21 protein-coding genes are annotated in these 23171 nt (G+C 65.1%); 3 read left to right on the forward strand and 18 right to left on the reverse strand.

The window, feature by feature from the left end; all coding sequences use genetic code 11:
* Positions 1-137: 137 nt before the first annotated feature.
* The 3 genes from AC1DO7_RS13605 to AC1DO7_RS13615 all read left to right on the forward strand — a co-directional run bounded on the left by AC1DO7_RS13605 (position 138) and on the right by AC1DO7_RS13615 (position 3819).
* The gene (locus AC1DO7_RS13605; RefSeq protein WP_477116238.1) at positions 138-1067 is read left to right on the forward strand and encodes a LysR family transcriptional regulator; all 930 of its coding nucleotides are present in this window, start codon (positions 138-140) and stop codon (positions 1065-1067) included.
* A gap of 441 nt (positions 1068-1508) precedes the next feature.
* On the forward strand, positions 1509-2402 hold the full coding sequence (locus AC1DO7_RS13610; protein ID WP_441622283.1) for a LysR family transcriptional regulator: 894 nt from the start codon (positions 1509-1511) through the stop codon (positions 2400-2402).
* 169 nt (positions 2403-2571) lie between these two features.
* The gene (locus AC1DO7_RS13615) at positions 2572-3819 is read left to right on the forward strand and encodes a Bcr/CflA family multidrug efflux MFS transporter (RefSeq protein WP_441622285.1); all 1248 of its coding nucleotides are present in this window, start codon (positions 2572-2574) and stop codon (positions 3817-3819) included.
* A gap of 187 nt (positions 3820-4006) precedes the next feature.
* Here the strand turns inward: AC1DO7_RS13615 and AC1DO7_RS13620 are convergent, their stop codons facing one another.
* The 18 genes from AC1DO7_RS13620 to AC1DO7_RS13705 all read right to left on the reverse strand — a co-directional run bounded on the left by AC1DO7_RS13620 (position 4007) and on the right by AC1DO7_RS13705 (position 23169).
* On the reverse strand, positions 4007-4900 hold the full coding sequence (locus AC1DO7_RS13620) for a LysR family transcriptional regulator (RefSeq protein ID WP_441622287.1): 894 nt from the start codon (positions 4898-4900) through the stop codon (positions 4007-4009).
* Between the two features lie 79 nt (positions 4901-4979).
* On the reverse strand, positions 4980-5996 hold the full coding sequence (locus AC1DO7_RS13625; protein ID WP_441622289.1) for a zinc-dependent alcohol dehydrogenase family protein: 1017 nt from the start codon (positions 5994-5996) through the stop codon (positions 4980-4982).
* Between the two features lie 59 nt (positions 5997-6055).
* Complete coding sequence (locus tag AC1DO7_RS13630) at positions 6056-6463, reverse strand: (R)-mandelonitrile lyase (RefSeq protein WP_441622291.1); 408 nt, start codon at positions 6461-6463, stop codon at positions 6056-6058.
* 180 nt (positions 6464-6643) lie between these two features.
* Positions 6644-7369 (reverse strand): alpha/beta fold hydrolase, encoded by a 726-nt coding sequence (locus AC1DO7_RS13635; protein WP_441622293.1) that lies wholly within the window; start codon positions 7367-7369, stop codon positions 6644-6646.
* 137 nt (positions 7370-7506) lie between these two features.
* Entirely contained in the window at positions 7507-9597 is a 2091-nt protein-coding gene (locus AC1DO7_RS13640; protein ID WP_441622295.1) for an acetate--CoA ligase family protein, read from the reverse strand.
* Positions 9598-9599: 2 nt separating this feature from the next.
* A complete protein-coding gene (locus tag AC1DO7_RS13645) occupies positions 9600-10541 on the reverse strand; it encodes a Bug family tripartite tricarboxylate transporter substrate binding protein (protein WP_441643562.1) in 942 nt (313 codons plus the stop codon).
* An 89-nt stretch (positions 10542-10630) separates the two neighbouring features.
* Entirely contained in the window at positions 10631-11788 is a 1158-nt protein-coding gene (locus tag AC1DO7_RS13650; protein WP_441622299.1) for an acyl-CoA dehydrogenase family protein, read from the reverse strand.
* 142 nt (positions 11789-11930) lie between these two features.
* Positions 11931-12461 (reverse strand): LysR substrate-binding domain-containing protein, encoded by a 531-nt coding sequence (locus AC1DO7_RS13655; protein ID WP_477116230.1) that lies wholly within the window; start codon positions 12459-12461, stop codon positions 11931-11933.
* A complete protein-coding gene (locus AC1DO7_RS13660; protein ID WP_477116231.1) occupies positions 12403-12552 on the reverse strand; it encodes a LysR family transcriptional regulator in 150 nt (49 codons plus the stop codon). The genes AC1DO7_RS13655 and AC1DO7_RS13660 overlap by 59 nt, the downstream gene beginning before the upstream one ends.
* Before the next feature lie 242 nt (positions 12553-12794).
* On the reverse strand, positions 12795-13925 hold the full coding sequence (locus tag AC1DO7_RS13665; protein WP_477116232.1) for an acyl-CoA dehydrogenase family protein: 1131 nt from the start codon (positions 13923-13925) through the stop codon (positions 12795-12797).
* Positions 13926-13935: 10 nt separating this feature from the next.
* Positions 13936-15111, reverse strand: coding sequence for an acyl-CoA dehydrogenase family protein (locus AC1DO7_RS13670; RefSeq protein ID WP_441622305.1), 1176 nt, complete (start codon positions 15109-15111; stop codon positions 13936-13938).
* Between the two features lie 58 nt (positions 15112-15169).
* On the reverse strand, positions 15170-15337 hold the full coding sequence (locus tag AC1DO7_RS13675) for a hypothetical protein (protein WP_441622307.1): 168 nt from the start codon (positions 15335-15337) through the stop codon (positions 15170-15172).
* Positions 15338-15347: 10 nt separating this feature from the next.
* Positions 15348-16346 carry a Bug family tripartite tricarboxylate transporter substrate binding protein gene (locus AC1DO7_RS13680; RefSeq protein ID WP_477116233.1) on the reverse strand — a complete coding sequence of 333 codons (999 nt, stop codon included), beginning with the start codon at positions 16344-16346 and terminating at the stop codon, positions 15348-15350.
* A 36-nt stretch (positions 16347-16382) separates the two neighbouring features.
* A complete protein-coding gene (locus AC1DO7_RS13685) occupies positions 16383-17903 on the reverse strand; it encodes an AMP-binding protein (protein WP_441622310.1) in 1521 nt (506 codons plus the stop codon).
* Positions 17904-17945: 42 nt separating this feature from the next.
* Positions 17946-18992: an acyl-CoA dehydrogenase family protein gene (locus AC1DO7_RS13690; protein WP_441622312.1), complete on the reverse strand. Its 1047-nt coding sequence runs from the start codon at positions 18990-18992 to the stop codon at positions 17946-17948.
* Positions 18989-20149, reverse strand: a complete 1161-nt coding sequence (locus AC1DO7_RS13695; protein WP_441622314.1) for an acyl-CoA dehydrogenase family protein — start codon at positions 20147-20149, stop codon at positions 18989-18991. The genes AC1DO7_RS13690 and AC1DO7_RS13695 overlap by 4 nt, the downstream gene beginning before the upstream one ends.
* A gap of 18 nt (positions 20150-20167) precedes the next feature.
* On the reverse strand, positions 20168-21628 hold the full coding sequence (locus AC1DO7_RS13700) for an aldehyde dehydrogenase family protein (protein ID WP_441622316.1): 1461 nt from the start codon (positions 21626-21628) through the stop codon (positions 20168-20170).
* Entirely contained in the window at positions 21625-23169 is a 1545-nt protein-coding gene (locus AC1DO7_RS13705) for a class I adenylate-forming enzyme family protein (protein WP_441643564.1), read from the reverse strand. The genes AC1DO7_RS13700 and AC1DO7_RS13705 overlap by 4 nt, the downstream gene beginning before the upstream one ends.
* Positions 23170-23171: the final 2 nt, after the last annotated feature.

Raw genomic sequence — 23171 nt, forward strand, 5'->3', positions numbered from 1 at the left:
TCACGCTCCTGGAGCCGTACCTACAGCCTGATAATTATTAAATCTATTTACGGGATGTTGTACTAGAGCGCCATCCCGCCTACTCGCTGCGCCGTGAAGCCATCGAATCCGCACGACGAAAGGATGACAGAGTGAATGTGACACCCCGCCAACTCCGGATCTTCCTGGCCCTTGCCAAGTCGCTCAACTTCAGCCGCACGGCCGAGCAGTTCTTCGTGACGCAACCATCGCTGCGCAAGGCCGTGAAGGACCTGGAGGATGCGCTGGGCGTCGTTCTGTTCGAGCGCTCGACGCGCTCGGTGCGCCTGACGCCGGTCGGCGAGCGCATGACCTCGCTGGCAAGGCGCGTCGTAGGCGAATTCGACAGCGGCCTTCAACGCCTGCAGAGCCTGACCGACCTGGAGGCCCACCATATGGCCATCGCCGCTATCTCATCGCTGGCGAACACCGTGCTTCCGGGCGTGTGCGCCAAACTGGAGAGCCGCTTCGCCGGGACACGCTTCACCATCTACGACGGCACCAACGCCTCCACGATCCAGCGCCTGATCAACTACCAGGTGGATTTCGCCCTGGCCTCCGCCGCCCCCTCGCACCCCGAACTGGAGTACGAGGAAATCATGCGCGACCGTTTTGCCCTTCTGGCACCAGCAGCATGGAAAAAGATGGTGCGGCCAGTCATGCGCATGGAAGAGCTTCCCGAACTGCCGCTCATCAGCGGCACCGACGCAAGCACCGCCAAGGAGTACGTGAACGCGGCCTTCCTGCAGCGAGGCATCGTCTTCCGGCCGAAGCTCTCGTTTGACCAGGTGGCCACCGCAGCGGGGTTCGTGCGCCAAGAGGTGGGAATCGCGATCCAACCCTACCTGGGCATCATGCCGTTGCTGGATTTGCGGGGCATGCGCCTCTGCCAGATCGAGGATGGCCCGATCCGATCCGTCGGCATCGTCAGGCGCAAGGGCTCATCCTYGTCGCCCATCATCGAGCAAGCCGTGGCAGAAGTGCGCGCGGCGGCCAAGCAATTAGTGCAGCAGCTTCCGGCCTGGATTCATCCGCCCGCGGCTTCGTGAGCGGTTCTCCTGAAGCGACGGCCTTCGACCATGATATCCCGCGGAGCCCACGCATGCGTCGTCATGCTCGGCGGCGATGGAAAAACACGGTTTCTCAACAGGAATCAATTGCGGGGCCGCCGATCTACCGCGAGCGAGGCGGAAGGCACAGCGGTCCGATTGTGTCCGGTAGCAATGTGGCACAGCCACAGCCATTGAGAAAAGGCACTGAATGCGCAGGCACTCATACTGCGGGTCGACGCTCGCAACGCGCCAAGGTGATGTATGGGACAAAATTCGTGAAAGGGTGCTACGAGGCATCGCCCACGCAAGACAGCGAGGGTATTGCACCACTGTCTGCCAACCCGGCCAGCCGCTTGGCGTCGGGACTACTTTTGTAGGACCAGATCGGGAACTGCCGGATACCATACGCACGGATACGAACCTGAGCCAAAGGCCCGCATGGCAAGAGAAGACATCAATGATTTGCTCGCTTTCGTCCATGTTGCGCGCGAGGGCAGCTTTACGCGCGCGGCGGCGAAGCTGGACGTGACACCGTCCGCGTTGAGCCATGCAGTGCGGGGACTCGAAGCCCGGCTTGGCGTCAAGCTGCTGGTCAGCACGACGCGCAATGTCTCGACCACCGAAGCCGGCGCGCGCTTGTTCGCCAGCGTCGCGCCACGGTTCGACAACATCGACGCCGAGTTGTCCGCGATTGGCGAGTTCCGGGACAAGCCGGCCGGCACGATCCGGATCAATTCGGCCGAACACGCCGCCAACAGCGTGTTGTGGCCAAAGCTGTTGGAGGGCCTGAAGGACTATCCCGACATCCACGTCGAGATTACGGTCGATTACTCGCTGGCGGACATCGTGTCGCAGCGCTACGATGCAGGCGTTCGCATTGGCGATCAGGTGGCGAAGGACATGATTGCCGTGCGTATCGGCCCAGACCAGCGCATGGCCGTGGTCGGCTCCCCGGCCTATTTTTCCGGACGCAAGCAGCCGAAGCATCCACAGGATCTGTCCGCACACGACTGCATCAATCTCCGGCTGCCAACCTACGGTAGCCTGCTGCAGTGGGAATTTGCCAAGGGCAAGCACAGTCTCAAGGCGCGCGTGAACGGGCGCTGGACCTTCAATAGCAGTTCGCCAATGTTGCGCGCGGCGCTGGCCGGGCAAGGCCTGGGCTATGTGCCTGAAGGCATGGCGCTGGAGCATATCGCCAACGGCAGCCTGATCCGCGTGCTCGACGACTGGTGCCAGCCTTATCCCGGCTACTACCTCTACTATCCCAGCCGCCGGCAATCGTCCCGCGCACTCGCCATCGTGGTCGAGGCGTTGCGGCATCGGCGCTGATTCCGTTCGGTGATGGCGTCCGGGGGCGGCCAAACTGGACGCCATTCATGAATCTGGCTCAAGATCACATGCGCCGTTGCTGTCTTAATCTGCGGCTCGGCAGTCCGTAGCATTGGGGTAACCAAAAACGCCCAGTTTGGGGGCAAACCCGCCCCTGCTTTCAGAACGCATGATCCCGCCCCAGTCACCGACCGCCCCGACCCACGCCGCACAGCCCGAGGCAACGCTGCGGCTGATGCTGATCCTCAGCGCGCTGATGTCGTTCGCATCTATCTCGACGGACATGTACCTGCCCGCGCTGCCGACCATCAGCCGGATGATGCATGCGAACCCGGCCAGCCTCCAACTGACGTTCTCCGCATTCCTGATCGGGTTCAGCATTGGCCAACTGATCTGGGGCCCCGTCGGAGACCGTCATGGCAGGCGACTGCCCATTGCACTCGGCCTGGTCCTGTTCACTATTGGTTCGGCCGGATGCGCAATGTCAACGAGCGTTTGGCAGATGATGGGATGGCGGGTGGTCCAGGCCCTCGGCGCCTGTGTCGGGCCGGTGCTGTCACGTGCCATGGTCCGCGATCTGTACGCGCGCGACGATGCGGCGCGCGTCCTGTCGACGCTGATCCTGATCATGGGCGTGGCGCCGCTGCTGGGCCCCTTGCTCGGTAGCCAGATCCTGGCGTGGTGGTCCTGGCAAGGCATCTTCTGGAGCCTTGCCATCGTGGGCCTGCTGACGATGTTTGCATTGCGGGCATTGCCGGAAACGCTGCCGCCCGCCCGCCGGACGACCACGCCGATGCGCCATGTCGTGCGGGACTACCTCGCGCTCGTCAGCGACCCGCGGCTGATCGGCTATGCCTTCTCGGGCGGATTCTTCTATGCCGGGGCCTATACGTTTATTGTCGCGACGCCGTTTGCCTACATCGACTATTACCATGTCACCCCTCGGGCTTACGGCCTGCTGTTCGGCGTGAACATCATTGGGATGATGGCGGCCAATTTTGTCAACGCACGCCTGCTGAAGACACTTGGAAGCGAGCGCCTCTTTCACCTGGGCACCTGGGTCCTGGCGATTTCGGGTGTGGTCCTTGCGCTGGACGCCCGCTTCGGCTGGGGCGGTCTGACCGGCCTGGTCCTGCCTATCTTCGTGTACATGTCCATGAACGGCTTTATCGTCGCCAACTCGGTGGCCGGCGCGCTTGCCGCGTTTCCGCACAAGGCTGGCTCGGCATCGTCGGTAGTCGGCGCCATGCACTACGGCAGCGGCATCCTGAGTGCCGCCATGGTTGGCTGGTTTTCGGACGGCACCCCCTGGACCATGGCATGGATCATGGGTGCGGCCGGCATCGGCAGCCTGGCTACGTCACTGCTCTCGCGGCACCTCGCCGCGCAAAGGGCGGGGGCGTCGTGCCCGACATAGTCATTGACGGGCCGGCATGAACGTCTCCGACGCCAGTTTTGCCAACGGAACCATCCGGGCGAACGGCCGCAGCCGCTCCCTGGCATCGTTGGCCGGCAAGGACGGCATCGTTGCGCAAGACCACATCGAGTTCGGCGATCTGGCGCGGCGATTCCAGCAATCGACGGCCGATGCGCCCGTCGACCGTTCACACGTTCTCGCGCAGCGCCTCCACCAGCACGGCAAGCGCGCGCGACGAGTGTCGGCTATTGGGGTAGTAAAGGTGATAGCCCGGAAAGACCGGCGACCAGTCTGCCAGCACCCGCACCAGCTGGCCCTGCGCAATGGCCGTATCCACGGCGCTCAGTGGCACATAGCCGATCCCGAATCCGGCCAGACATGTCGCAACGATCTGCGCGACATTGTCGAGCACGAGCTGGCCATTCACCCGCACCTGCAATGAACGCCTCCCCTTCTTGAATTCCCACGCATACAGGCCACCTTGCGTCGGCAAGCGCAGGTTGATACAGCAATGCCCGGTCAGCTCCTGTGGAGCCGCAGGTTGCGGCCGCGTCGCAAAGTATCCTGGGGTGGCGACCACCGCCATTGGCATATCCGGGCCGATGCGTACGGCGGTCATGTCCTTGGCCACTTGGTCGCCCGGCCGAATCCCTGCATCGAACCGGTTCGCCACAATGTCGGTCAGCCCGTAGTCAATGCAGACCTCGATACGGATGTCCGGATACCGCGGCAGCACGTCCACCAGTCTTGGCCACAACACCGTATTGGCCGCATGCTCGGTCGCGGTGATGCGCAGCGTTCCGGCGGGCTTGTCGCGCAACTCACCCACGTTCGATAACTCCGCCTCGATCTCTTCAAACTGCGGCGCAACGGACTGAAGCAAGCGTTCGCCCGGCGCCGTGGTCGACACGCTGCGCGTCGTACGTGTCAGCAAACGCACGCCAAGGCGGGATTCCAGAGACCGGATCGAATGGCTGAGCGCCGACTGCGAGACGCCCAGCTGCCCCGCGGCGCGCGTGAAGCTGTGCTCCCTTGCGACAGCAATGAAGGCCAGCAGATCATTGAAGTTTTCGCGTGGCATTCACGAATCCAGCTCAAGAAGATGTGTGGATTCTATCGGCTAGTTGTCTCACATCCAAGCCGATGCAGTGGTGGCACAGTCAGGGCTGCAGCAGCACCTTGATCGCCCGGCGCTCGTCCATCGCCTTGTAGCCCTCGGCCACCTCGGCGAGCGGCAGCTTCAAGTCGAACACCTTGCCCGGCTCGATCTTGCGCTGGAGCACGAGATCGATGAGGTCTGGCAGATAGCGCCGCACCGGGGCGGGACCGCCATGCAGCCGCGTCTGGGTGAAGAACAGCCGCTGGCCTTCCAGCTCGACGCCATGCGGCACCCCGACATAGCCAACCGATCCGCCCGGCCGTGTGGCATCGATGGCTTGCATCATCGCTTCGCGCGTCCCGACGCATTCCAGGACTGAATCCGCCCCGATACCATGAGTCATTTCCTTGATCCGCTGCACACCGGCATCGCCGCGTTCCGTGATGATGTCGGTCGCACCGAACTCCAGCGCAAGGTCCTGGCGCGTCTTGTGGCGGCTCATCGCAATGATGCGCCCGGCGCCCATCTGCCTGGCGGCCAGCACGCCCATCAGCCCAACGGCACCGTCGCCAACCACGACTACCGTAGAGCCCGGCCGCACGTTTGCCGCGTCCGCCGCATACCAACCGGTTCCCAGCACATCCGACACCGCTAGCAGGCTCGGTATCAGATCCTCGGGCGGCAGCTCCGCCGTCGCGATCAGCGTGCCATCGGCCAGCGGCACGCGCGCGCGCGGCGCCTGCGCACCGCTCATGAATTCGCGCTGCTGGCATGAGGACTGATATCCGAAGCGGCAATGTGGGCATGTGTTGTCGGAAAGGCAGAACGAACCGACCACAAACTGACCCGGACGCACCGACGTGACCTCGCTGCCGACCTCCTCGACGATGCCGCAATACTCGTGCCCCATCGCCTGCGGTTCCGTGACCTCGTTGAGCCCGCGATACGGCCAAAGATCAGAACCGCAGATGCAGCTCGCCGACAGGCGGATGACGGCGTCGGTTGGTTTCAGAATCCGCGGCTCCGGGCGCTCTTCGTAGCGCACGTCGCGCGGGCCATAGAGAACGGTGCCAAGCATAGCTATGTTCCTCGTTGATGTGATGTCACCCACTCGACATGCTATCGAGCGGTCCCCTGTCARGCGCTCCCCTCGTACTGCTCGGCGCAAACTTGTTCCATCCAGTCCACTACCTTGCCATCGAGAGACTCCGCGATGGCGATGTGCGTCATGCTCGTGGCCGCCGTCGCGCCGTGCCAATGCTTGGTGGATGGAGGGATCCAGACCAGATCCCCGGAGCGGATCGTCTGGACCGGCGCGCCCCATTGCTGCACGAGGCCCGTGCCTGCCGTGACAAGCAGCGTCTGGCCGAGTGGATGGCTATGCCATGCAGTGCGTGCTCCCGGCCCGAAGATCACTGTCGCACCGCCGACGCGCGCCGGCGCTTCCGCCTGAAAAAGGGAATCGATTCGTACGCTACCGGTAAAGAATTCCTCCGGCCCGTCCTTTGATGGTTGTGAGCCGATCGGTGTCACTTTGATCATCATTACTCCTGGTGTGCCGGCGCGAGTCATGCTCGCCATCAGACTGCGCTACGGAAGCGACCGGCATTGATCCACGAAGGTTACCGTGGCAGGAGAGTTGGAACTAGCCGGGAATATCGGCAAGTTGTCGTGAATTCTATTCATGAATCCTGGCGCCCCACGCCGCCCGTCCCGACCGCTGCTTCAGGCGCGCGAAAACCATCGCGACAATAGCTGGTTGACTTCGAGCGGGCGTTCATACTGGACCCAATGCCCCGCTCCGGGTACCACGCACCAGTCGCGATGCGATACTCCGCTGGCGAGTTGCTGTGCGGCCTCGACCGCCTGCGCAGTGACATCGTGCTCGCCCCACATCAGTAGCGTCGGGCCACTGAAACTCGATAGCGCATCGCGCAGCAGCGGCTTTCTGGAAAGCGCCTTGCTATGGAACCGGGTGGCCTTGCACATGCGCTCATGCAGATCCATGGCAAGTGCGTCGATGCTGCCCTGGTCGTGCAGCATGAGCGCGCCCAGGTTGTGCCTGAGCGCAGCGAGCATCTGGCCGCGGTCGTCCGTGCGCCAGTTGACCATTTCCGCCCCCTGGCGCCGGGGGCCGCCATGGCCGGCGGAGCCCAGCAATGCCAGCCGCTCGACATTGGGCATGCTTGCCGCCATGTGAGCCGCAACGACCCCGCCAAAGGAAAAGCCTGCAAGCCCGAACCTGCTGGTGCGACCCAGTAAATCGTCGAGGCTGCCTGCCACTGTGCCGACCAGCCGCGCAAGGCGGTCGGTGGCGTGCGGATCGCCGTCGAGGGTGCCGGAGTCGCCAAAGCCGGGTAGGTCGGGCAGCCACAGCGTATGCTCCCTGCCTAGCGCCTCGATATTCCTGATCCAGTGCATCCAGCTACCATGCCCGCCATGGATCAGCACCAGCGGCGAACCTTGCCCGAACTGCCGCCACACGACCTGCGCGCCGCCGCACTGGACCCGGTGAACCACGGCCATGGCATCGAGCCGGCTGAGCAGGTCATCGGTCCCTGGCCTGTTGCAAGCGGGCGATGCCCTTGTCACCACTTCAGCACCAGTGCATCTACCGCCAGTACCCCGTGGCCTTCCGGGAACACCATGAGCGGATTCACTTCCGCCTCGGCAATCCGCAGGTCCGGCTTCACTGCGAGCTGCGAGAGTGCGGAAACGGCCCTGGCGAGGGCTTCCAGGTCCCCCCGCTGTTTACCCCGCAAACCCGAGACTGTTTTCAGCGCCTTCACCTCGGTAATCATTTCACGCGCTACCTCGACGCTGACCGGCGCGAGCCGGATACTGCGGTCACGCGCGACTTCGGCCCAGATGCCACCGGCCGCCAGCATCACGATCGGACCCGCTTCGGCATCGACGCGGTAGCCTACGAGCACTTCCGTCAGACCCTTGCTCATCGGCTGCACCAGGACTTCATCGCAGCGCTTGCCCGGCGCGCGCTCCGCCAGGTTCTGTCGCAGCGTCGCCAGTGCCGCGTCAAGCTGGGCGTGGTCCTGAATACCGAGCACCACGCCGCCGACTTCGGTCTTGTGCGGAATCTCTTCCGAGCATACCTTCGCTACGACCGGGAAATCGAACGGAAGCCGGCCTGCCGGCCCGGCCAACGGCAGCGTGACTGCAGGTGCATGCGGCACACCGACCTCGTCCAGGATGCCGTATGCCTGCGCCTCGTTCAGCGGCGTTGCCGATACCGCTGGCGCAACGCCAGCCGTGGGCTGCACCCCCGGTAACCTGCGGGCAAGCACGGACGCAATTGCATCCGCGCAGGCCTCCGGCGACCGGAAGCACGGCACGCCTGCCTTGGTCAGCGACGCAAGCGCTTCGGGCGCGTCCGGCACCAGCATTGCCGCGAGCGGCTTGCGGCTCGCCGCGCTGTCGGTGATCGGCTTGACTGCGAGCTGGGGCTGGAAGCGAGCAGAGGAGCCCACCACCGCCAGCACCACGTCAAACTCGGGGGCGTCAAACATAATGTCGAGGGCACCTTTCATGACGCCATAGTTCGTGCCGGCCAGGGTCAGATCCAGCACGCGGCCGGCGGAGACAGCGATTCCGGCTGCTTCGAGCCTGGCCAGCGTGGCCGGCGATGCCGGCTCTACCACCACGTCGCGGATGCCAAGTTGGTCGACCACCATGGCTGCGCCGCCGCCCGTCGTGGTGACGACCCCGACGCGCCGCCGCGGGGCACCCTCGGCTTCAAGCGGAATGCGCCTGGCCAGCGGGAACGCTTCAAGCAGCGCTTCGATAACGCCAACGCGGGCAATGCCCAGATCCTTCAGGAAGGCATCGGCAATGTCGTCTTCGCCCGCCAGCGCGCCGGTGTGGGTGGCAGCCATTTCAGCGGCTGCAGCTGAGCGCCCCAGCTTGTAGGCAATCACCGGCTTGCCCCGTTTGGCCGCCTCCAGCGCAAAGGCTCGCAATTTGTCACCGTGGCGCAGGCTTTCCAGGAACAGCAAATAGCCTTCGATACCCGGATCGTCCAGGGTTGCGGCACAGATCTCGCCGACACAGAGATCAGCCTCGCCGCCAACCGATACCAGGCCGGCGAAGCCCACGCCACGTGCCTTGCCCCGTGAGACCAGCGCGCCAATCATGCTGCCGCTGTGGGATGCCACGAAGACCTTCCCGCGCGGCAGCTCCGGCTCGGCAAACGCGGCATTCGCGGTGAGCACGAGCCCCGCCTCCGGATTGATTACGCCAAGACTGCTTGGCCCCAGCACGCGGACCCCGGTGGCGCGGCTCAGTTCGCGCAGCGCTTCCTCCCGTGCGGCGCCATCCGGCCCGGATTCCGAGAACCCGCTCGCCAGGATGGTGACGACCTTGACGCCAAGACGCGCGCATTCGCGCACCGCATCCAGCACCGTGTCGGTCGGCGTCAGGATAAAGACATGCTCCGGAACCTCCGGCAGCGCGGCCAGGCTCTGATATGCGGTCTCGCCCTGGACAGTCTGCCGGTTCGGATTGACCGGGTAGACCTTCCCTGCGTATCCCGCGGCACGCAAGAACTTCAGGGGCCGCCCTGCAGTCTTCGCAGCATCGTCCGAGGCACCGAACAGTGCGACGCTGCGGGGGGCCAGCAGAGCTTGGGCGAGTGCATGATCAGGTTGGTTCGAAGCGGTATTCATGTTTAGTCCAACGTTACTTTCACTGTCTTGAAGGTCTTGGCCATGTGCTCGACATCCTTGTCGATATAGGCCTTGAACTCACTCGATGTATTGCCCACCAGCACAGCCCCTTGCGGCTGCAGGTTGTCCCGCATTTCCGTGGTCCCGACCGCCTTGATGACAGCCTGCTGCAGCTTCTCGACGATAGGTCGCGGCGTACCAGCCGGGGCGAACAGGCCGCTCCAGGAATCCACTTCGAGTCCGGGCACACCGGCTTCCGCCATGGTTGGCACGTTGGGCAGCAGCGCCAGCCGCTTCGGCGCCGTCACCGCGATGGGACGGAATTGCCCGGCCTTGAGATACGGCATCGCGGAGACCGAGGTCATGAATGCCATGGAAACATTGCCTGCGATCAGGTCGGTAATCACGCCCGACGCGCCCTTGTAGGGGACATGGATCATGTTGATGCCGGCGTGTTGTTTTAGCATTTCCCCGGCCAGGTGCTGGGTGCCGCCAGTCCCGGTCGAGGCAAACGACAGCTTCCCCGGTTGCTTCTTGGCGAGCGCGATCAGTTCCGCAACCGTATGCACAGGCAAGGTCGGGCTCACTGCCAGGATCGCAGGTGCCGACATGACCTGCGAGATCGGCTCAAAGCTCTTGCGGACGTCCCACTTCAGATTCTTGTAGACGAATCCGTTCGAGGCGATCGGCGCTGCAGCAAACAGCAGCGTATAGCCGTCGGCCTTGGCGCCGGCGACCTGGTCTGAGGCGATATTGGAGCCGGCGCCGGGCTTGTTCTCCACCACGAACGGCTGCCCGAACGTAGTCTGCAATTGCTTGGCCAGCAGCCTCGCAACCACATCGGTAGGGCCGCCTGCCTGATAGCCAACGACCACGCGCACAGGCCGGTTCGGATACTCAGATGCGGGGTCCGCGCTGGCGCCGCCGCTTCCCAGTGCCAGCACCAGCGAAGCCAGCGAGAGCGCTGGGGCGCGGCTTAGTCTTGCAAACATGGTTGTCTCCGGTTCGATTTTGATTATGGGGTGCGGGCGCGTCAGCCAGCCTTGGGGGGGCGCTGCGAGAACGAACGCTCGAACACGCCTTCGGCAATCCGGTTCTTCAGCATTTCAATCGAGCCGCCGGCGATCATCCAGCCGCGGATCCGGCGCAGGCAGTATTCGACAATCGACTCCTGGCTGTAGCCCATACCACCCATTACTTGCAGCGCTTCGTTGGCGACATCCCATCCGGCCTGGTTGCAAGCCAGTTTCGCCATGGCCGTGCTATGCGCCGAAGGCAGGCCATGCTCACCCTCCATGGCGGCGCGGTACAGCAGCAGTTGCGCGGATTCCAGCTTCAATGCCATTTCGGCAAACTTCCACTGGATCCCCTGGAATTCGCACAGTTCGCGACCAAATTGCTTGCGAATCCTGGCGTGCTCCCGGGCGACGTTGAAGCAGTGGCGGCCCAGCGCCAGCGATCGCGACGAATTGCCGAGACGTTCAACGTTGAAGCCGGAAATCTGTCGCTTGAAGCCGCCTTCACCAAGCAAGAGGTTGTTGGCCGGAATGCGGCAGTCCTCGAAATAGAGCTGGCACCACGCTTCGCCGCTCATGAATTTCGACGGCTCACCCACCTGAAAGCCCGGCGCGCCGCGCTCCACCAGCACCGAGCCAATCCCGCCGACGCCCGGACCAAAGCGCACGTAGATCAGGAACAACTCTGCCTCGGGACTGTGCGTCGAGAAGATCTTGCTGCCGTTGATCACATAGTGATCGCCGTCACGCCTTGCCGAGGTCTTCAGTTCCGTGACGGCCGAGCCGGCTTCCGGTTCGGTCATGCCGAGCGCAATGAGCTTTTTCCCTGCCAGCAGGTCAGGCAGGAAACGCGCCTTCTGCTCCGCCGTTGCGTACTCCACGAAGGTGCGGATTGGACCGAAGTTGCCCGCCTGCACGATATCCGCGCTCTTGGGACACACCAGGGCCACTTCCTGGATCGCGATCACGGCGTGCATCAAGGTGCCGCCTTGTCCGCCATCTTCCTCAGGGAACGCGATGCCAAGCAAGCCCTGTTCTGCCAGCATTTGTGCGGCATCCCAGGGATATTGGGCGGAATGGGCACGTTCGAGTGCACCGGGGGCTAGCTTGTCCTGGGCGAAACGCCGCACCGATTCCGCAAACGCCTGGTGCTCTTCGCTGAGTTCAAAGTTCATGTCTGCCTCGCTTATCTGGACTGTTGACTGTTGTCAGGATCGTCCATCGGAGCAGCGTTGTGAACTTCGCGTTTGGCACCCAGCCAGAACAAAATGTAATGTCAGCTAACCTGTGTCGCCCATGGCGCCATGCGTCGAGGGCTCACCGGTCGTTCGCCCGGCCGGCCTCCATCGCGACCGTTTCAAGAAGCCAGTCGCGAAACACAGCGATCTTTCTGGCCTCACGCTGCACCTTCGGGCGTACCAGGTAGTAGGCCTTCTCACCGCGGTAGGGCAGCGCGAAGGGACGTACCAGCCGCCCTGCCTCAATCTCGGCTTTCAGCATGGCAATCTGGCCGATGGCAATGCCCAACCCGTCAAGCGTCGCCTGCCAGGTAAGAACCGAACTGCCGAAGCTCATTCGCTCGGTGCCTGTCGCGGCTTCGGCCATCCCGGCAAATATCAACCAGTCGTCCCAGTCGTTGCGGCGATAGTGGGAAACCAGCAGGCGGTGGTGCAGTAGCGATTCCAGCTTCCCCCGCGGTCCACGATGCCCCTTCAGGTAATCCGGCGTGCACACCGGCTCGATCTCGTCGGGAAAAAGAAAGTCGCTGTTTACTCGTGGCCAGCGTCCGTCACCAAATTGGATAGCCAGATCCGCGGGTCTGGCGGCTAACCGCCGATTGCGAGACATGCAACTCCTGCGCCGCCAGCGTCAGGTTCTGGGTCCGCGCAACGACCTCGAACACGCGCAAGGGATTCAGGGGGGGAATGCGTCGCGCCATGCGGCCATTGTCATGAGGAATGACTTTTTATTATATCTGAACGCATGCCCCCCAGCGCTCGCATGCCGGCCTGGCTCGCCAGTGCCCGCCCTTTGGCAAGTGCCGGATCCTTCAGAGAAGGATCTGTGCGCCTTCTCCTCGGTGTACGGCTAGAGTTCATCTAGCCCCCGCTCGCGGCCAAACGGTGGACATGGCGCCAGCCTACCCCTCCTTTGCCAACCGCGCCGCTGCGAGGTGCAGCCTCAACGGCGTCCCAGCTTCACGTAGCGTGCCAGGTGGTAGTCCTCGTCGCCCAGCGCGTGGTCGGTCATGACGAGGCCCTTGGCAAGGTGCGAAAGTGGCAGCTCCCACGTCATGCCGATACCGCCGTGCATCTGAATGCACTCCTCGGCCACGCGCGTGCCCACGCGGCCGAGCGTGACCTTGGCGGCCGACAGAGCCCGCTCGCGCTCGATGCGCCCAGCCTGGAGCGCGTTGGCCGCATTGATGACGCTCGAGCGCGACTGCGCGATGCCCAGCCAGAGGTCGACCATGCGGTGCTGCAATGCCTGGTTGCTGCCGATAGGTGCGCCGAACTGCTTGCGCGTGCGCAGGTAGTCGAGTGTCCTCGCATTGGCGGCCTCCATCGCGCCGAGTGCCTGTGCACACAGCGCCAGCACACCATGCCCCAGGGTGCGCTCGATGGCGTCGAAGGCCTCGCCCTCGATGCCGATCAGCGCCCCGTCGGAAAGGCGCACGCCGTCGAGCACAAGATCGGCACCGCRCCCCCCGTCCACAAGTGCATAGCCGCGCAACTCCAGCCCCGCAGTGTCCGCCGGCAACACGAAGAGCGACAGGCCCGCCATCTCGTCGTCGTTGCCCGCGGTGCGCGCCGAGACGATGAAGAAGCCGGCCTGTTCGCCGTGACGAACCACCGCCTTGGCACCGTCGAGCACCCAATGCCCTTTGACACGGCGCGCCCGCGTCGCCACGCGCGCGTGCTCGTACCGCGAACCAGGCTCGCCGTGTGCGAAAGCCGCCAGGACGCGACCGCCGAGGATGTCGGCCAGCAAGTCGCGATGCGCACCGCTGCTGTTTAGCGCGAGGGCCGTGCCGCTCATCAGCGTAGCCAGGAACGGTTCGAGCACCAGTCCGCCGCCAATGGTCTCAAACACCACCGCGATGTCAAAGCCACTGCCGCCGAAGCCACCATCGATTTCCTCGAAGAGTGCGCCGACCGCGCCCAGTTCGACGAAGCGCTGCCACAGCGCTGCGCTGTAGCCCTCGGCCGATGCGGCGATGCGCTCGCGCCGCTCGAAGCTGTACTGCTCCGCGATGAAGCGGCGCAGCGTGTCGGCCAGCATCCTCCGCTCGTCGGTCAGTTCGAAGTTCATTCGCCCTCCTTCACAGGTGCAGCATCGTCTTGGCGATGATGTCGCGCTGAATCTCGTTGGAGCCGCCGAAGATCGACAGCTTGCGGTTGTTGAGGTATTGCGCGCTCGCGGTCGCGGCCTCCACCGGCCCACCCGCCAGGGCCTGCGCATCGCCCAACTGCGGCTGCGCGTATGGCCCGACGGCGCGCCGGATGAGCGAGGCCAGTTCCTGCCGGATCTCGCTACCCAGAATCTTCAGCGCGGAGCTTTCCGGTCCCGGCGCGCCACCGTTCGCGACCGCGGCAGTGACGCGCAGATTGGTCGTCTTGAGGTTCTCCAGGTCGATCTCGACGCGCGCCATGCGTGCCGCGAAGGCCGGGTCGTGGCCCAGCGGCTGGCCGTTGCTCATGACCTTGGCCGCTACCGCCTTCAGGCGCTGAAGCGCCACGACCGAGAAGCCGATACCCGCGTTGCGCTCATGCGTGAGGAGATACTTGGCGCAGGTCCAGCCGTCGTTCTCCTCACCCACAAGGTTTTCGACCGGCACGCGCACGTCGGTAAAAAACACCTCGTTGACTTCATGCTCGCCATCCAGCGTGACGATCGGCCGCACCTGGACGCCGGGCGAAGTCATGTCGATCAACAGGAAGCTGATGCCGGCCTGCTTGCGCTTCTCCCTGGCGGTGCGCACCAGGCAGAAGATCATGTTGGCGTGCTGCGCCAACGTGGTCCATGTCTTCTGGCCGTTGACGATGTAGTGGTCGCCGGAGCGCACGGCCGTGGTCGTCAGTGACGCCAGGTCCGACCCCGCTCCGGGCTCGGAATAACCCTGGCACCACCAGTCGGAGCCGTCGAGGATGCGCGGCAACCAGTGCTTCTTCTGTGCCTCGGTGCCATACCGGATCAGCACCGGCCCGAGCATGATCAGGCCGAACGGCACGGTGCGCGGCGCATCGGCCAACGCGCATTCGTACTCGAAGATGTAGCGCAGGACCGCGTTCCAGCCCGGCCCGCCGTGCTCGCGCGGCCAGTGGCTCGCGAGCCAGCCGCGCGACTGCAGGATGGCGTGCCACTGCTGCATCTCGGCTTTGCCCAGCGTCCGGCCCTCGGCCACCTTGGTGCTTAGCGAGGCGGGCAGCCGCTCCGCGAGGAAGGCGCGCACCTCGGCCCGGAAGGCCTCTTCGGCGGTAGTGAAGTTCAAGTCCATCGCAAGCCTCGGAATATTTCAAAGAGCCCGGCCGCACCCATGCCGCCGGAGCACATGGTCACCACCGCATACTTCGCCCTGCGGCGCCGTCTTTCGAGCAGCACGTGACCAGCCAGGCGCGCACCGCGTGGGCGGCCAGTGCCGGACCGGGCGTGATGTTGAACTCGCCGCGAAACGACCTGGTGAGCGGCGTGCGGGCAGTGGCGACGATAACGGCTTCGCGCATGACCTTGGCCTCATTCCAGCGCGATGCCGCCGATGCGCTGGATCAGTTGACCCCACACCTGCGTGTCCTGTTGCACTGTCTTTGCGAAACCGGCGGCGGACGGGCCGCCTATCTCGTAGCCAACCTGCGCGAGTGCGGAGCGCATGTCCGCGGTCTTCATCACGCTCCCAAAGTCGGCCACGAGCGCATCGACCAGCGGCTTGGACATATTGGCCGGCCCGAAAATGCCGAGCCAGCCGACCAGCGGGCCGAGCGTGGGATAACCGGCCTCGGAAAAGGTCGGAACAGTGGGATATGCCGTGATTCGCCGTGTGCCGGTGATGGACAGGCCGCGCAGTCGGCCGCCCGGCTGCAGGAAAGCGGCGGATGAACCGATGTCGCAGAACACTGCGCTCACCTGCCCGCCGATCAGGTCATTGATGGCAGCGGCACAGCCCTTGTAAGGCACGTGGACCAGGTCGACGCCAGCCTCGTGCTTGAAGACCTCGCCGATCAGGTGGCCGAGCGTGCCGTTGCCATAGGAGCCATAGCTCAGCGTGCCGGGCCTGGCCTTGGCCGCGGCGACGAAGTCGGCGAGATCTTTCGCCGGGCTCTCGGCCTTGACCAGCATCACCAGCGGCGTGACACCGATCTGTGTGATCGGCGTGAGATCCCTGGTCGCGTCGTAGGGCAYCTTCTTCATCAGATGCGGCAGCACCGTGATGGTGGAGCCCGCGGCCAGAATCAGCGAACTGCCATCCGGCGCCGACTTGACGATGTTGTCCACGCCGAGCATGCCCGATGCGCCTGGCCGGTTCTCCACGATCACCGGCTGTCCGACTGCGGGCGCCACCTTGGCCGCCAGGCGGCGCGCAATGGTGTCGATGCCACCACCCGGCGGCACCGTGACGACGATGCGGACCGGCTTGCCCGGCGTCGGGGTGGCCGTGGCAGCTTGCGCCCAGATGGGCGGCTGCAGGGCGAGCGCGCCGGCCAGGCACAGCGCGGCCTTGATCCTGATTTTCTTCATGCTTGTCTCCTTCTGTTGTCCCCGGCAAAGTCGAACTCAGATTCGACGGGCTTGATCGCGCCAGTAAGGCTCGCGCAGCAGGCGCTTGAAGATCTTTCCCGTGTCCTCTCGTGGCAGCGCCGCGTGGAAGTCGATGACGCGCGGTACCTTGAAGTTGGCGACGTGCTCGCGCAGGAAGGCCTTGATCCCGCTCGCATCGAGCCGCGCGCCGGGCCGCAGTTGCACCGCCGCCGCGACGGCCTCGCCGTACTCGTCGTCGGGGATGCCGAAGACCGCGCAGTCGGCCACCCCGGGCATGCCCTGCAGCACGGCTTCGACCTCGGCAGGGTAGATGTTGACGCCGCCCGAGATGATCATGTCGGTGCGGCGGTCGCAGATGTACAGAAAGCCCCGTGTGTCGAGGTAGCCCACATCGCCGAGCCCCACCAGGCCATCCATTTCCATCGCGTCGCGCGCTGCCTGGTTGTTGACGTAGGTAAAGTCGGGCAGCGCGGGCTGGCGCACGTAGATGGCACCGACCTGACCGGCCAGCAGCGGTTGGCCCTCATCATCGAGGATGCGCAGCTTCGCCGGCCCTAGCGCCCGGCCGACCGAGCCGGGGTTCTCCAGCCAGGTGGGCGAATCGATGAAGGTGACATAGCCGGTCTCGCTGGCGCCATAGGCCTCGGTGATCACCGGGCCGAACCACTCGATCATCCTGCGCTTCACCTCCGGCGCGCACGGCGAGCCCGTGGACGCCACGTGGCGCAGCGTGGCGACGCTGTGGCGCACACGCTCCGCATCGCCGAGCGCGAGAAGCCGGCGGTACATGGTGGGCACCAGGTAGGCGTGCGTCACCGCGTGTTGCTCGATGAGCTGGAGCGTGCGCAGCGCGTCGAAGGCCGGCTCCAGGATCAGCGTGGCACCAGCGTCGCAGGCCTGTACCAGGTACTGCGTCGACGCGCTGTGGTAGATCGGCGCGCAGAGCATAGCGGTCACCCCGGGCGCCATGCCCGAGGCGATGCGCCCGATGCGGCGCGACTCCTGCTCCAGCTCTTCGCGCACTTCGGGAGACAGCGCCAGGCGCCGCACGCCCTTGGGCTTGCCGGTGGTGCCTGAAGTGTATTGCACCGAACCGAAATGCAGGCGCGGCCGCGGTGCCATCGGCGGTGCACCGACGCCGAAGGTGGCCCACGACGCAGCGCGCCCCGAGACATCGGGCAGTGGCTTCGCTTCGTCGGCCGACACGCTCACGATGGCGACGCGCTCGGGCACGCCCGCGATCACCTGGGCGATCAGGTCGTCGTGGACGAAGAGCAGGCCGGCCCCGCTGTCCTCCAGCATGAACGCTGCCTCCGGCGCCTTGCAATGCCAGTTGAGCGACACGAAGTACACGCCAGCACGCCGGCAGGCCAGGATCAGCGCAGCATAGGCCGGGCAGTTGCGCATCATCACGGCCACGGTCTGTCCGTGCTGCACGCCGGCTGCCTGCAGGCCGGCGCTCACGCGCTCGACCTCGGCTTCCATCCACTCGGGCGTGAAAACCCGCCCTGAAAAAATGATCTTGGGGTAGCTCACTTTGTTGTCTCCTTTTTCTTCTCGCCGAGGGATGAGATGGCGTCAACCGGTCCGCGCCGTCGGGGCAAGTTGCGCGAACGCGTCCTCCGCATGGCGCGCGCCGACGGTCAGAGCCCGCCGCAGGTACAAGCCCGCGTCGTGCTCGTCGGCGAAGCCGATCGCGCCGTGGAACTGCACCACCTCCTTGGTGACACGCAGCGCAGCCGCGGCGGCGCGGTGCACGCTCGCAGCCGCAGCCCAAGCCTCGCGCCCGCCGCCGAAGGCGCGCGCCGATTCGTGCACCAGCGCGCGCGTGGCCTTGAGGTCCACGTAGCAAGCGGTGGCACGGTGCTGCAGTGCCTGGAAGCTGCCGATGGGCACGCCGAACTGCCGGCGCAGGCACAGGTAGTCGAGGGCAAGGCGCAGCGCCGCGTCCATCAGGCCGCAGAGGTAGGCGGCGTCGCCCAGCCACAGCAGGTGCCTACCGCTCTGCCATGCCGCCTGCCCGACCGAGCCCGACAGCACACGCGGCGCGTCGCTCCAGGCGGCGTGATCGATGGATAGGTCGGCGAGCCGGCTGCCGTCTACCGCGGCGCGGGTGTTGCAAACTATTCCAGGCAGGCCCCTGCGCAACAGCCGCACCTCGAAATCACGACCCTCGCCTAGTGCCACCAGCCACTGGTTGGCGGCGTCACCGTCCGGCACCAGCGGCGCCCTGACCGTGGCATCCGTCCCGACCGCAGCGGCCGCAAACGCGACGTGCCCCGCGCCCATCATCAGCGTCTGCAACGCCTCCTCGGCGGCGCCCTGGCCTTTGGCAAGCAAGAACGCGGCGGCCATGCCCATCGTCAGCGGTGGCGTCATCAGCGCGCGCCCGGCCTCTTCCGCGACCACTGCGGCGGCCGGGGCGTCGAGCGCAAGTCCTCCATTCGCCTCGGGCACCGCGATGCCTAGCCAGCCGAGTCCGGCGATGGCCTTCCACGTGGCCGCCTCCAATGCCGCACCGCCCTCATGCACCTGCCGTGCACGTGCGGTACCGCCGTGCGTGGCCGCGAAGCCCGCGGCGCTCTCGCCAATCATGCGCAGCTGCGCGGCGTGTTCGGCGTTCATGCCTTGCTCCCAGCGACGGGCAGGCCGAGCACCCGCGTCGCGATGATGTTGCGTTGCACTTCGCTGCTGCCGCCATAGATGCCGAGGCGGCGTGCCTGCAGGAACATTTCCGTGGCGTCGAGCAGGTCGTCGCCATGGCGAATGGCGTCGCGCAGTGCGGCGCCCTGGCCCGCCACCCGCTGCACCAAGTCGAGCAGCAGGTGCACGGTGTCGGTAGCGAGCAGCTTGAGATAGGAGCTGTCGGCGGCGACACCCTGCTCCGCGGCTTCGGCGGCTTCGAGATAGGCGGCGACCAGCGTCTCGACCTCCACCTCGGCCAGAGCGGCGGCCTCGTGCACGCTCTCACGCAAACGGCCTTCCGGCGCGGCGCGCAGCATCATGCGCAGGCGCTCCAGCGCGCGCAGCGCCTGGGCCGGGGAGCCGATGCGCAGACGTTCTTCGCTCAGCACCGCGGTCGCCACCTGCCAGCCCTTGTCGATCTCGCCGACCACGTTCTCGATCGGCACCACCACGTCGTCGAAGAACACCTCGGCAAACTCCTCGTCGCCGGCGATGGTGCGGATCGGCCGGCGCCGGATGCCCGGCGTCGTCATGTCGATCAGCACGAAGGTGATGCCGTGCTGCGGCTTGCCGGCGCTGGAGGTGCGCACAAGCGCGAACATCCAGTCGGCGTGGTGGCCCCAGGTGGTCCAGATCTTGTGGCCGGTGATGACCAAGGTATCGCCACGCAGCTCCGCGCGGGTGCGCAAGCTGGCCAGGTCCGAGCCCGAGCCGGGTTCGGAATAACCCTGGCACCAGATCGCGTCGCCAGAGAGGATCGGCGGCAGGTGGCGCCCCTGCTGCGCCGGTGTGCCGCGCGCGATCAGCAACGGGCCGATGTGGTTCAGGCCCTGCGTGGGAAAGTCAGGCGTGCCTGCGCGCGCCATCTCCTCCATGAGGATGACCTGTTGCACCGGGCTGGCCCCCATGCCTCCGTGCGCGCGCGGCCAATGTGGTGCGATCCAGCCGCGCTGGTAAAGAGCCCTGTACCACTGCATGCCTTCTGCGGGCAGCGGCCTGAAGGTCTTGTGACGCAATGCATCGGGTACATGGGCGGCGAGCCATTCGCGCACCTCGTGCCGGAAGGCTGCTTCCGTGGTCGATTCGGGTCTCAGCATTTTGCAATAGCGGCGGCGTCAGAGGCTGCCGATCTCCTGATAGACATGTTTGATTTCGAGGAAGTCGTGCATGCCCTCGGCGCCATGGAGGCGACCGAAGCCGCTTTCCTTATAGCCACCGACCTCGGCCTCCGCGAAGAGCTTGTTATGCGCGTTGATCCACACCGTGCCGCAGCGAAGTTCTCTGGCGATACGATGCGCCCTTACGCTGTCGCGCGACCACACGCTGGCCCCCAGACCGAAGCGCGTGGCATTGGCCAGCGCGAAGCCGGTGCGGTCGTCGTCGAACACCTCCAGCGTCATCAGGGGCGCGAAGTGCTCGGCCTGAACGGCTTCGCTTTGCGGATCGTCGACTTCGACCAGCGTCGGCGAAACAAACGCCCCATGGGCCGGCAGATTAGCCACCGGGCCGCCCCGCACCAGCATGCGATGGCGGTCGGCAAGTTCATCGACAAGGGCGAGGATCCGGTCGCGGTTTGCCATATCGATGACGGCGCCCATTTGGCTGTCCGGCAGATGGCCCGGCCCGACGGGGAAGTGCCGCATCGCCGCGACCATGGTGTCGCGGAAATCGTCATAAATCCTCCTGTGCACCAGGATGCGGCTCGCCGCCGTGCATTGCTGGCCCGACAGGATTGTCCCCGCTTCGAGGATGGCTGGGATAGCAATGGCCAGATCCGCGTCGTCGCACACCACGCAGGGCGCCTTGCCGCCGAGTTCCAGCGACAGACGCTTTAGCTGCGGCGCCGCCGCGGCCATGATGGTCTTGCCAACGGCGGTGCTCCCGGTATAGCTGACCACGTCGACATCAGGCGAGGCGACGAACGCCTGAGACACGTCGCTGCCAGGCTCATGCACAACGTTGATCGTGCCCGGTGGCAGATCCACGGCTTCAGACAGGCGTTGCGCCACGCGATGCATAAAGAGCGCTGTCTGCGGCGCCGCCTTGACCACCACAGTACAACCCGCTGCAAGCGCGGGGGCTAGCGAGCGCACGAAGAGAATCAACGGCGCATTCCAGGGCACGATGATCGCCACTACACCCGCGGCCTCGTGCGTAATCAGCGAGCGCACGCCTGGCATGGGCTCCACCACGCGGCCGGCCGCACTCCGAGCCATACCGGCGTAATAGCGCAGCTCTGACGCAGCCCCCTCGACCTCGCCGGCCGACTCGCGCAGCAACTTGCCGTTCTCCAGTGTGAGTAACCGCGCAAGCGCGGGAGCATCGTTCTCCAGCCGGAAGGCCATGTCGAGCAGTACCCGAGCGCGCAGACGCGGACTGTAGCGCCAGGCCGTGGTATAGAAGACATGCCGGGCTGCGTTGACCGCAGCCTTCGCCTCGGCCGTTCCCCCAGCCGGTGCGCTTCCAATCAGCGAAGCGTCGGCCGGGTTGGTCGAATCGAAGTACGCGCCCGAAGACACCCACTCGCCTCCTATCCAGTGCGACGCCTTTGCATCCAGACGAAGCTCCATGTTCATGTTACCGGCTGTGCCAGCCGCGCAAGCGCGATCTCGCGCAGATCGGCCTTGAGCACTTTGCCAACGCCGTTGCGCGGCAGCGCGTCGACGAAGAAGACATGCCTAGGCTTCTTGTAGCTGGCGATGCGCGACTTGGTATGTTCCTGGATCGCATCCACGCTCAACGCCCTGCCGGGATGCCGCTCGATGAAAGCGGCCACCGCCTCTCCGAAGATGTCATCGGGCACGCCCACCACGGCCGCATCGGCGACGTCGGGGTGCTCCGCCAGCACTTGCTCGACCTCTTTCGTATAGATATTGAAGCCGCCGCTGAGCACCATGTCCTTCTTGCGGTCGACGATATAGAGGTAGCCGTCGGCGTCGAAGCGACCCATATCGCCCGTGTGAACCCAGCCATCGACGATCGTCGCAGCAGTCGCCTCCGGCCGCCCGAAATACCCCTTCATTGTGGTGAACCGACCTGCCTCGCCGGACCGCACCAGAATCTCGCCGACATCATCGACGGAGACCTGCTGGCCCTTCTCGTCAATCAACTTCACCTGCACACCGGGTGTCACGCGACCGACCGACGCAGGGTGCGTGAATTGCTCCTCGTGATTGAGGACCGTGACAGATCCCACCTCCGTCATCGCGAAGAACGAGTGAAGCCGTGCCTTTGGCAGATGATCGATCATCCGGCGCTTGAGTTCCACGGGAAATGCTTCGCCGGTGACGATGATGTGGCGCAGGCTGGCACAGCGCGCGGCCTGCTGTTCGAGCACCGGCATCAACATGCGCGCGACGGTGGGCACCATGCCGGCAGCACTCACCTGCTCGCGCTCGATGATGTTAACCGCCGCCTGGGCGTCAAAGCGCTCCATTACCACCAGCGTGGCACCCAGGCCCATGGAGTTCATCAGGCGCGCAAGGCCCGTGCGATGCGCCAGTGGCGTGGTGACGAGAAACACATCGTCGGCCGTGACACCCCACTCCACCGCGTTGACGAAGGCATTGCCGATCACGAAGTTGGCGTGCGTAAGAATGGCACCCTTGGGCTTCCCGGTCGTGCCCGACGTGTACAGGATCATGGCGTCGTCGGGCGTCAATGCCAACTCGGGCAGCCGTTCGTCGGAACGCGTCAGGAGCGTCTCGAGGGATTCGGCGCCGGCCACGTCGCCACCGACCGACAAGCGCCGAACACCCATGAACTCGGAAGATAGCTCTTCGATCGCCGCCGCGCTCTCGGCGTGAAACACCAACATGCGCGCCTGGCTGTCCTGCGCGAAATAGACCAGCTCGCGTGGCGTGTTGCGCGTGTTCACCGGGATGACGATTGCACCTAGCGTGAACGCCGCATACATGACCTGCACGAACTCGATGCAGTTGGGGAGGTACACGACGATCCGGTCGCCTTGCACCACGCCGGCGCGCCGTAGCCCGGCGGCCAGGGAACGCGAACTGCAGAGCAGATCCTCGTAACTCAACCGCTTATCGCCGACGACCACGGCCGCCTTCGCTGGCGTGCGCAACGCATGCGCCGCCATAAATTGTTCGAGACGCATGG

It is taken from the genome of Cupriavidus sp. 05N40, from assembly GCF_056397305.1.